The 8,442-nt window shown below is 65.4% G+C and carries 9 protein-coding genes and 1 pseudogene; 1 reads left to right on the top strand and 9 read right to left on the bottom strand.

From position 1 onward, the window contains the following. Positions 1-154: 154 nt before the first annotated feature. From WJW29_RS14885 to WJW29_RS14925, 9 genes and pseudogenes are all read right to left on the bottom strand, one after another. Positions 155-988, bottom strand: a complete 834-nt coding sequence (locus WJW29_RS14885; protein WP_012445217.1) for an anti-sigma factor — start codon at positions 986-988, stop codon at positions 155-157. Continuing rightward, entirely contained in the window at positions 985-1,548 is a 564-nt protein-coding gene (locus WJW29_RS14890; protein WP_011258659.1) for a sigma-70 family RNA polymerase sigma factor, read from the bottom strand. The genes WJW29_RS14885 and WJW29_RS14890 overlap by 4 nt, the downstream gene beginning before the upstream one ends. Positions 1,549-1,606: 58 nt before the next feature. After that, on the bottom strand, positions 1,607-1,975 hold the full coding sequence (locus tag WJW29_RS14895) for a hypothetical protein (protein ID WP_012445216.1): 369 nt from the start codon (positions 1,973-1,975) through the stop codon (positions 1,607-1,609). Between the two features lie 85 nt (positions 1,976-2,060). Then, positions 2,061-2,843 carry a hypothetical protein gene (locus tag WJW29_RS14900; RefSeq protein WP_011258660.1) on the bottom strand — a complete coding sequence of 261 codons (783 nt, stop codon included), beginning with the start codon at positions 2,841-2,843 and terminating at the stop codon, positions 2,061-2,063. A 618-nt stretch (positions 2,844-3,461) separates the two neighbouring features. Continuing rightward, on the bottom strand, positions 3,462-3,890 hold the full coding sequence (gene rnfB, locus WJW29_RS14905; RefSeq protein WP_012445213.1) for an Rnf electron transport complex subunit RnfB: 429 nt from the start codon (positions 3,888-3,890) through the stop codon (positions 3,462-3,464). Position 3,891: 1 nt separating this feature from the next. Beyond that, positions 3,892-4,488: an HAD family hydrolase gene (locus tag WJW29_RS14910; RefSeq protein ID WP_041182084.1), complete on the bottom strand. Its 597-nt coding sequence runs from the start codon at positions 4,486-4,488 to the stop codon at positions 3,892-3,894. 214 nt (positions 4,489-4,702) lie between these two features. Further along, entirely contained in the window at positions 4,703-6,787 is a 2,085-nt protein-coding gene (gene metG / locus WJW29_RS14915) for a methionine--tRNA ligase (protein ID WP_011258663.1), read from the bottom strand. A gap of 224 nt (positions 6,788-7,011) precedes the next feature. Continuing rightward, positions 7,012-7,461, bottom strand: a complete 450-nt coding sequence (locus WJW29_RS14920; protein WP_012445211.1) for a DUF2147 domain-containing protein — start codon at positions 7,459-7,461, stop codon at positions 7,012-7,014. Between the two features lie 253 nt (positions 7,462-7,714). Further along, positions 7,715-8,103: pseudogene (locus WJW29_RS14925) on the bottom strand (VOC family protein). Between the two features lie 121 nt (positions 8,104-8,224). Between WJW29_RS14925 and WJW29_RS14930 the strand changes: the two are divergent. After that, positions 8,225-8,442 (top strand): helix-turn-helix domain-containing protein (locus tag WJW29_RS14930; protein ID WP_033013626.1); only part of this gene is annotated, 218 nt, incomplete at its 3' end.

An 8,442-nucleotide genomic window follows, 5' to 3' on the forward strand; every position in this document is an offset into this window, starting at 1 on the left:
TGGTCGCATGCATGGGTGAGGTTCGCTTGGCGTCGCCAATGAATCGCGCAGCTGCGCACACATTGCCCCCAGCAGACACTGCTGGCGCGGACGAGGCGGTTTTCGATGAAATCCCGCTTGCGAAGCGCTCGCAAGCGGGGTCAGGCGTGCCGAATCAGGGCGCCATTGCCAGCGTGCTGATGCCGCCCTTTGCGACCACAGTGCCAGTGGCAACGCCACCCGGGGCGCCGCCCGGCGGTTCCAGCGTGACGGCCAGGAGCGCCTCGTTGCTGAGCATGGGCATCAGCTTATCCGGGATTTGCGCACGACGTGCACGTTGATCGTCGAACGTGCCCATTGAATGCGCCTTGCCATCGGGGGTGATCAGCCACAACTCCGGTACCTTGCCGACGGTGGCGGTGCGGTCCAGCGGTGTCACCGTGATGGTGTGCTTGTCGGCATCCATCAACGCCACGTAACCGGGGCGACCGTCTTGGGTGGCCAGGGTCGAGGTCATGGCGATCCCGGTCGTGGCAGGCGGATGGGTGGCAGGCGGGGTGACCGGAGTTTGCACGACCTCGCCGGTCGGCGGCGGCTGTACTGCTTCCGGCGGCGTGCGCACGTTGAGCAGAGCGAGCACGCACACCGCTGCAGTAGCCAGGCCGCCGACGCTGGCCCAGCGCCAGAACCGCACGTTGTTCCACAAGGGCACTGCCGGCGTATTGGGGCTGACCGGCGCCGCAGACGGCACCGCGCGCAAGGGCGTATCGAAGCCCAGCGTCTGGCGCACACGTGCCCACACGTGATCCGGTGGGGTCTCGGTAACGATTTCTTCCAGCAGCGGCGCCAGCAGTTCCTGCCACTGCCCCACGGCCTGGGCGAACTGGCCGTCGGTGGCAACGCGTTGTGCGGCCGCCAGGCGTTCTTCTACGCTCAACGGGCCGAGCACGTATTCGCCGGCAAGCACGTCGCGCGGCGTTTCCTGGTCGATGGGCAAGGGCGTGCTCATCGTTCCAGACATGCCTTGAGTTTGGCCAGACCACGACGGATCCAGCTTTTGATCGTGCCGATCGGTGTGTCGGTGCGCGCGGCGAGTTCTTCGTAAGTGATGCCTTCGAAGAACGCAGTGCGGATCAATTCGCTGCGCGGCGGCTCCAGTTCGGCCAGACAATGATCGATGCGCCGCCGCGTGCTGGCGCGCTCGGTGCGCTCCAGCGGCGAGGCATCGTTGGCACGTAGCTCGCCGGCATCGTCCAGCGCCACGTTGCGGCGCTGCGGCGCGTTGGCGCGCAGATGGTCGATCGCCTTGTTGCGCGCGATCATCGCCAGCCAGGTCAGCCCGCGTGCGCGGCTCGGGTCGAACTGCCCGGCCTTGTGCCAGATCAGCGTAAACACATCCTGCAGCACCTCTTCGGCTTCGGCACGTTGCGGGATCATGCGCAGGCATACCCCGAACAGCTTGGGCGAGGTCTGCCGGTACAGCGCTTCGAAAGCATGCCGGTCGCCGCCCGCGGTTGCGGTCAGCAGGCGTCCGGTCTCATCGTCGTCGTGGCCAGGAATGGCACTCATGCGGTCGGGCGTTGGGTTAGGTAGCGGCGATGCTACCGGACTGCGCCGAGTGTGTCTTTCACTTGCGTTGGAACCACAGCAATACTGCAGCGAGCAGCAACAGGATCTCCACACCGGCAAGCGCAACCGTGGGTGCAGAGACCGGCCACAAGCGCGCGAGCGCGACGTTGCGGAACAGTACGATTGGAACGTAGAACGCCAGTGCGACCACCAGCCCAGTGCGGGCTTGATCGGTCCATGCGAAGTAGCTGAACAGGAATGCCATGCCCAACTGCAGGCCACCGTAGATGACCAGGTATTCGGATTGGCCGGCAGGCGAAAGCTGGGTATAGCCCACCGCCGTTGCGGTCTTGGCCGGAGAGAGCGTGCACCACACTGCCAGGGCGAAGTAGAGCACTGCATTGATCCAGAGATAGGCTTTTGCCACGGCGGTGCTCCTGTGCGGGGAATGGGTGCCCGGGCCGTTGTACGCAACGGCGCGTGGGCGAGCGTGAAGATGGCGCGGGCCCGGCTCACAGGGCGCTGCACGACGTGGTCAGCGGCTGCTCGCGTGCCTGGCGTAATTCCTCGGCACTGGCCGCGCGCGCAGCGGTGTCAGGGAATACGATGCGCACGTGCGGATAGCGGCCATTCGCATCGCGCAGATTACCGACGCCCCGGAATTCGAGCAGGCGTTTGTCGGCGATCGAATAACGCACCTCCAGCGACGGCACTGCCGCGGCGTACCAGGCATCCAGACTGATGCGAAAACGCCGCTGGCCGGCAGCATCGCCCATGCGTTCGACCCGGAAGCGCAGTTGCCGCTGCAGGCTGGGCAACACGAAATCCACCTTCTGCGGTGCGCTTGCAATGGCGTCCCACTGCGCGCGCAAATAGGTGTCGAACCCGGCGTCGATCACCCGCGCGCCGGCGCCAGGCGGCAGCGTGGTGCGGCGTTCGGGTTTGCCTGGAGCGAGCTGAAACATCTCGCGCACGCCATCGCGGTGGCGTACACCTTCGCGATAGCCATCGCGCCCGTCGATCAGGCTGAAGTCGGGCGAGGTGCCGCCGCCGTCAACCTGCTTGCGCGCGAACGGTCTCCCGTCCGGGCAGCGGTACAGCACCAGCCGCGCGCCATCGTCGAGCAACCAGTGCGACTCGCGATACCGCAACGCGCCGCTGTCGCCATCGAAGGCATCGCCGTCCACCCGCCTCACTGCTGCTGCACTGAGTGGCAGGCTGCATAGCACCAGCAGCAGCGGAATCGGCCGGCAACGGATAGCAAGGGTGGCGAGGGCAGCGGCAAGTGGACGCATCGGCAGATCCTCGATGGGAGTGCATACCCATACGGGCGCGGCCGCAGCACGGATGCGCCAGCTGCGTCAGGACGTTCCTGACGGCGAGGTGGTTGGACGCTGGCGCGGCTGGCTGGCAGTGGTGGGTGATGGCGCTGACGGTGCTGCAGCGGCACGGCGTCGTATGGCAACCGGTGGTCTTGCCGCAAGGGGCGAGCGAGCGTGACAACAATGGTGGCGGCACATGCCGGGGCAAGCGCGCATGGTGCACCGTTTCGAACGGTGGGCGCATGCGCGCAGCGCGATCAGGTGGGCTGCGCAGTCTGCGGTGGCTCGCTGCCACCGGTGCGCAGCGCGGCGCATCGACATGTCGGTGGCGCACGTCTGCATGCGCATGCGACTGGCGCGCAGCCAAACGCCGTTGTAACCCGGAGATTCGGACCAATGCCAACGCGCTTGCGGCGGTGTCGATGTTTTTGGTGCCTGCCTTCCAACCTGGATGCGGCAGATCACTGATCGATCGAGGCATCGCCTGCATGTCGCGCTAGCGCGAATCCGCCTTCGCAGCAGGTGGGACTGCGCGCCAATCCATGACCACGCAGGCATCGACTGGGCGCGGCATCGCGCTGAGCGCCGCGCTCAACCGGCTGGATGCAATTCGATACAATCCACCGGGCAGGCCGGCAGACACAGCTCGCAGCCGGTGCACAGCGGCGCGATCACCGTATGCATGTGCTTGGCGCCGCCGACGATGGCATCCACGGGGCAGGCATGGATGCACTTGGTGCAGCCGATGCAGTCGGCTTCCACGATCCAGGCCACCTGCGGCAATTTGTGCGCGCCGCGACTGCGGTCGTAGGGACGTGCCGGCACGCCCAGCGCCTGCGCCAATGCGCGTGCACCCGCATCGCCGCCGGGTGGGCAGTGATCGATCGTCGCTTGGCCCTCGGCCATCGCCTGCGCATACGGACGACAGCCGTCATACCCGCATTGCCCGCATTGGGTCTGCGGCAGCAGGCGGTCGAGGCGTTCGACCAGGTCGGGGCCAGGGGCGGGCATGGTGGCCATCTCAGCGCAGCAAATTGCCGCGATACCAGCGTTGTTGCGCAAGCGCGAGCATTGGTTTGTCTTCGCGGCTGTCGCCATAGGCGTGTACGCAGTCGTACCGATGCAAGTCGTAGTGACTGCGAATCCGCGCGACCTTGTGCGGCCCACAATCGCCTTCGGCATAGCGCCCGGTCAGCACGCCTGCAGCATGTTCCAGCCGGTTGCAGACCAGCGATAGCCCATGCTCTGTGCACCACGGCTGCAGATACAGATCCAGATCCAGCGAACCCGACACCAGCACCACTTCATGTCCCTTCGCCTGATGCCAGTCGATGCGTTGCATCATCTCGCCGCGCAGCATGCCCGGCAGCGCGGTGCGCGCGTACTCGGCGCCATGCGCGGTCATCTCATCGAGCGGGTGGCCGGTGAACACCAGTCGCGTCACCCGCGCGCGCAGTGCGGCTGCAGACACCACGCCCATCCGGGACCCCAGCACCCATGGCCCCGCCTGCCATCTCGCCGCCGCCACCTGCGCCGGCGTTGCCACCTTGCGCAGGAAACGCCCATCGGTGTCGCAGGTGGTGATGGTGTGGTCGAAATCGAACAGGGCCAGGTGCATGGGCAGGGATTGGGAAATTGGGATTGGGGATTCGTTGAAGCCGTGTGCCTGATGTTTCTTCTCCCATCGGGACATTGTCCTCCTTCATGGGGGAGAAGGTGCCCCGCAGGGGCGGGTGAGGGTACGGGCGAAGTACTCGCGTCAGGTCTTCCTCAACAATCAGGTCTTGCTTCTACGATTTCCCGATTCCCGATTCCCGATTCCCGATTCCGCCTCACCGAACCGGCATGCCCGGCTGCGCGCCGCTGTCGGCATCCAGCAGCGCCAGGGCGCCGCCGTCGAAGCCGGCCGATAGAATCATGCCGTCGCTGATGCCGAAGCGCATTTTGCGCGGAGCCAGGTTGGCGATGAACACCACGCTGCGGCCGACCAGCGCTTCCGGCTCGCCGTAGCTGGCGCGGATGCCCGAGAAGATCTGCCGCTTGCCCAGCTCGCCGGCGTCCAGTTCGAAGCGCAGCAGCTTGTCCGAGCCTTCCACGCATTCGCAGACCAGCACCTTGCCGATGCGCAGATCGAGCTTGGCGAAGTCATCCATGCCGATGAAGCTGGGATTGGAGATTGGGGATTGGGGATTCGCAGCTGCAGCGGGCTTTGTGTCAGGCTTGGCCGGTGCAGCTTTGGAGGTGGTAGCCGGAGCTGCAGGTGCGGCGAGGGTGTCCTTGGAAGCGTCGGTCATGGCGTCGATCAGTTTGGGGTCGATACGGGTGAACAGGGCGGTGTAGGGCTGGATCGTGTGCGAGGTCAGCGGGCGGATCACATCCTCCCAACTGGTCATCGGCGCCGACAGGAACGCTTCGGCTTCGGCACAGGTACGCGGCAGGATCGGCTTGAGCGCGGCCACCAGAACCCGGAACAGGTTCAGGCCCTGCGTGCACACCGATTGCAGCTGCGCGTCTGCACTGTCCTGCTTGGCGATCACCCACGGTTTGGTGTCGTCGATGTACTTGTTGGCCTCGTCGGCCAGCGCCATGGTCTGGCGGATCGCGCTGGCGGCATCGTTGCGTTCGTAGGCCTCGCGGATCGGCGCCAGGGCGGCGACGAAACGGTCGTACTGCGCAGCATCGGGCAGCGCCTCGGCCAGCTTGCCGTCGAAGCGCTTGCCGATGAAGCCGGCGCAGCGGCTGGCCAGGTTGACGAACTTGCCGACCAGGTCCGCATTCACCCGCGCGATGAAATCGCCCAGGTTGAGGTCCAGATCGTCCACGCCGCCGGAGGACTTGGCCGCGAAGTAGTAACGCAGCGCTTCCGGTTCCAGGCCGACATCCAGGAAGGTCCGCGCCATCACGAAGGTGCCGCGCGACTTGGACATCTTGGCGCCGTCCACGGTCAGGTAGCCATTGACGTGCAGGCGTGTCGGCGCGCGATGGCCGGTGCCGTGCAGTACCGCCGGCCAGAACAGGCCGTGGAAATTGACGATGTCCTTGCCGATGAAGTGATGCAGTTCGGTCTGCGTGCCGTCGACCAGATGCGCTGCGAAATCCTCGCCCATCTGCGCGCACAGCGTCTTGAAGCTGCACAGGTAGCCGATCGGCGCATCCAGCCACACGTAGAAATACTTGCCCGGCTGGCCGGGCATCTGGAAACCGAAATACGGCGCGTCGCGCGAGATGTCCCAGGCGCGCAGGCCGCCTTCGGCGTCCAGCCACTCCTTGAGCTTGGCCTTGACGCCGGGCAGCGCCACATCGCCAGCGAGCCATTCGTGCAGGAAACCGTCGAACTGCCCCACTTCGAAGAAGAAATGCTCCGAATCGCGCAACTCCGGGGTGGCGCCGGAGATCACCGACCTGGGCTCCTTCAACTCGGTGGGCGCATAGGTCGCGCCGCAGACCTCGCAGTTGTCGCCGTATTGATCGGCGCTGCCGCAGTTGGGGCAGATGCCCTTGATGTAACGGTCCGGCAGGAACATGCCCTTGGCGGGGTCGTAGAACTGCGCCACCGAGCGCCGGCTGATGTGGCCGGCGGCTTCGAGCTTGGTGTAGAAGGCTTCGGTAAGCTCGCGATTGACCGGCGAATTGGTCGAATCGTAATGATCGAAGGTCACCCCGAACGCGGCGAAATCGCGCTCATGGCTGGCCTGGATGCTGGCGATGAAGGCTTCCGGGGTCACCCCGGCCTTCTCGGCGGCCAGCATGATCGGCGTGCCGTGGGTGTCGTCGGCGCAGACGAACCAGGTCTTGTCGCCGCGCAACCGGCGCGCGCGCACCCAGATATCGGCCTGGATATAGCCGACCAGATGGCCAAGATGCAGCGGGCCGTTGGCGTAGGGCAGGGCAGTAGTGACGAGTGCGGTGCGGGTCATGGCGGGCGTGATGCGGGGGAGGCGCGATTATCGCATTAGTGGGAATGGGGAATCGGTTGAAGCGGCCGCTTGCCGTGCTGTCGACGCGCGCTTTCGCCTTGCCGGCGTCTGCATGCGCGATGGCCACCAGCGTCACTGCCTTCTCTCTCGCAGGGATCTTGGTCCGGCCAGCACAAAAAAGGCGCCCCGAAGGACGCCCGCTCTTAACGATTCGCGATTCCCGATTACTCACGCACCCAGGTCTGGGTACGGCCCAGCGCTTCGATGCCGACGTAGCCGCGCATCTGCAGCTTCTTGCCGCCGTCGGTGAGGGTGATCTTGGACTTGTAGGTCTTGCCTTTGGCCGGGTCGAGTACCGAGCCGCCGCTCCAGACCGCGGTGCCGTCGGGCTTGAGGCCCCACAGGATGGTCATGCCCTTGATCGGCTTGCCCTTGAGCGCGCCCTCGCATTTGTTGCAGGTCGGGTTGGGCCCATGGTTGGACTGCAGGATCTCGACCACCTTGCCGCTCAGGGTGCCGTTGGCGGCCTGTTCGATCTGCACCACCGACTTGGGCTTGCCGGTTTCATCGTCGATGGTCGTCCAGCGGCCCACCGGCGAATCGGCGGCCTGGGCCAGCAGCGAGGCGGCCGCCAGCGGCAATGCCAGCATCAGGGTCTTGAAGGTCTTGCGCATGATTCCCCTCCCAGGGATTGCTGGGGCCACCCGTCGGCGGCCTGACGGAGAATGTATACCGTGGAGTATGGTCGCGGAAAGACGTATTGCGGGATGCGTTCATGGGGCCCGCGGTGGCTGACCTTCGACAGTCCTGGCAGCTGGGGAGTGTCCGCGTTCAGCGCCAAGGATGTGACGCGGTGTCTGACGAAGTGCGATGCCCGCCCGGCACGCGTGAGAGTGCCGCAGCACAGCGCAGGTGTTGTACGCCAGCTCAGCCGACCTCGTACAACTCCAGCGGCAAGTCATCCGGGTCGGCGAAGAAGGTGAAGCGGCGGCCGGTGTATTGGTCGACACGAATGTCTTCGGCCGCCACGCCGTGTGCGTTGAGATGTGCGACGGCGGCATCCAGGTCGTCGACGCGAAAGGCGAGGTGGCGCAAGCCGCGTGCTTCCGGGCGGCTGGGCCGCAGTGGCGCGTTGGGAAACGAGAACAGCTCATCTGCCCACCATCGGGCAGGGTTGGATCCAGCTTCCACGAGTCGCGCGTCTGCCGGTAATGCTCATCGAGCACGCGCAGGCCCAGGATCTGGCAATAGAACTGTTTGGACGTTGCATAGTCGCCAGCGATGATTGCCACGTGGTGGAGTCCGGCGAGCATCATGCGGCGCTCCCAAGCAGTGCTGGCGGCAAAGCGGCTGATGGTGAGGTATGCGATCCCGCGCTGCGCGCATAGCGCTTGCGCGTGCCTGCGATTAATCATAAGTCAGTAAATTAGGGAACAAATGCCGGTGTCTGCTGTCCAACCATCCATGAAGAAGAGAGACGGACGTTTGGTATCGCGGGCGGCGCTGGAAGAAATGCGCCTGATGGCGTTGCAACGGATGGGCGAAGGCGAATCGCCGGCCGAAGTGGCCGCGTCGTTCGGATTGCATCGCGGCTGGGCGTACAAAGTGCTGGCGCGAGCACAGGAGGGCGGCGCTGGCGCATTGATGACGCGTAA

The organism is Xanthomonas sp. JL1 (assembly GCF_038405005.1).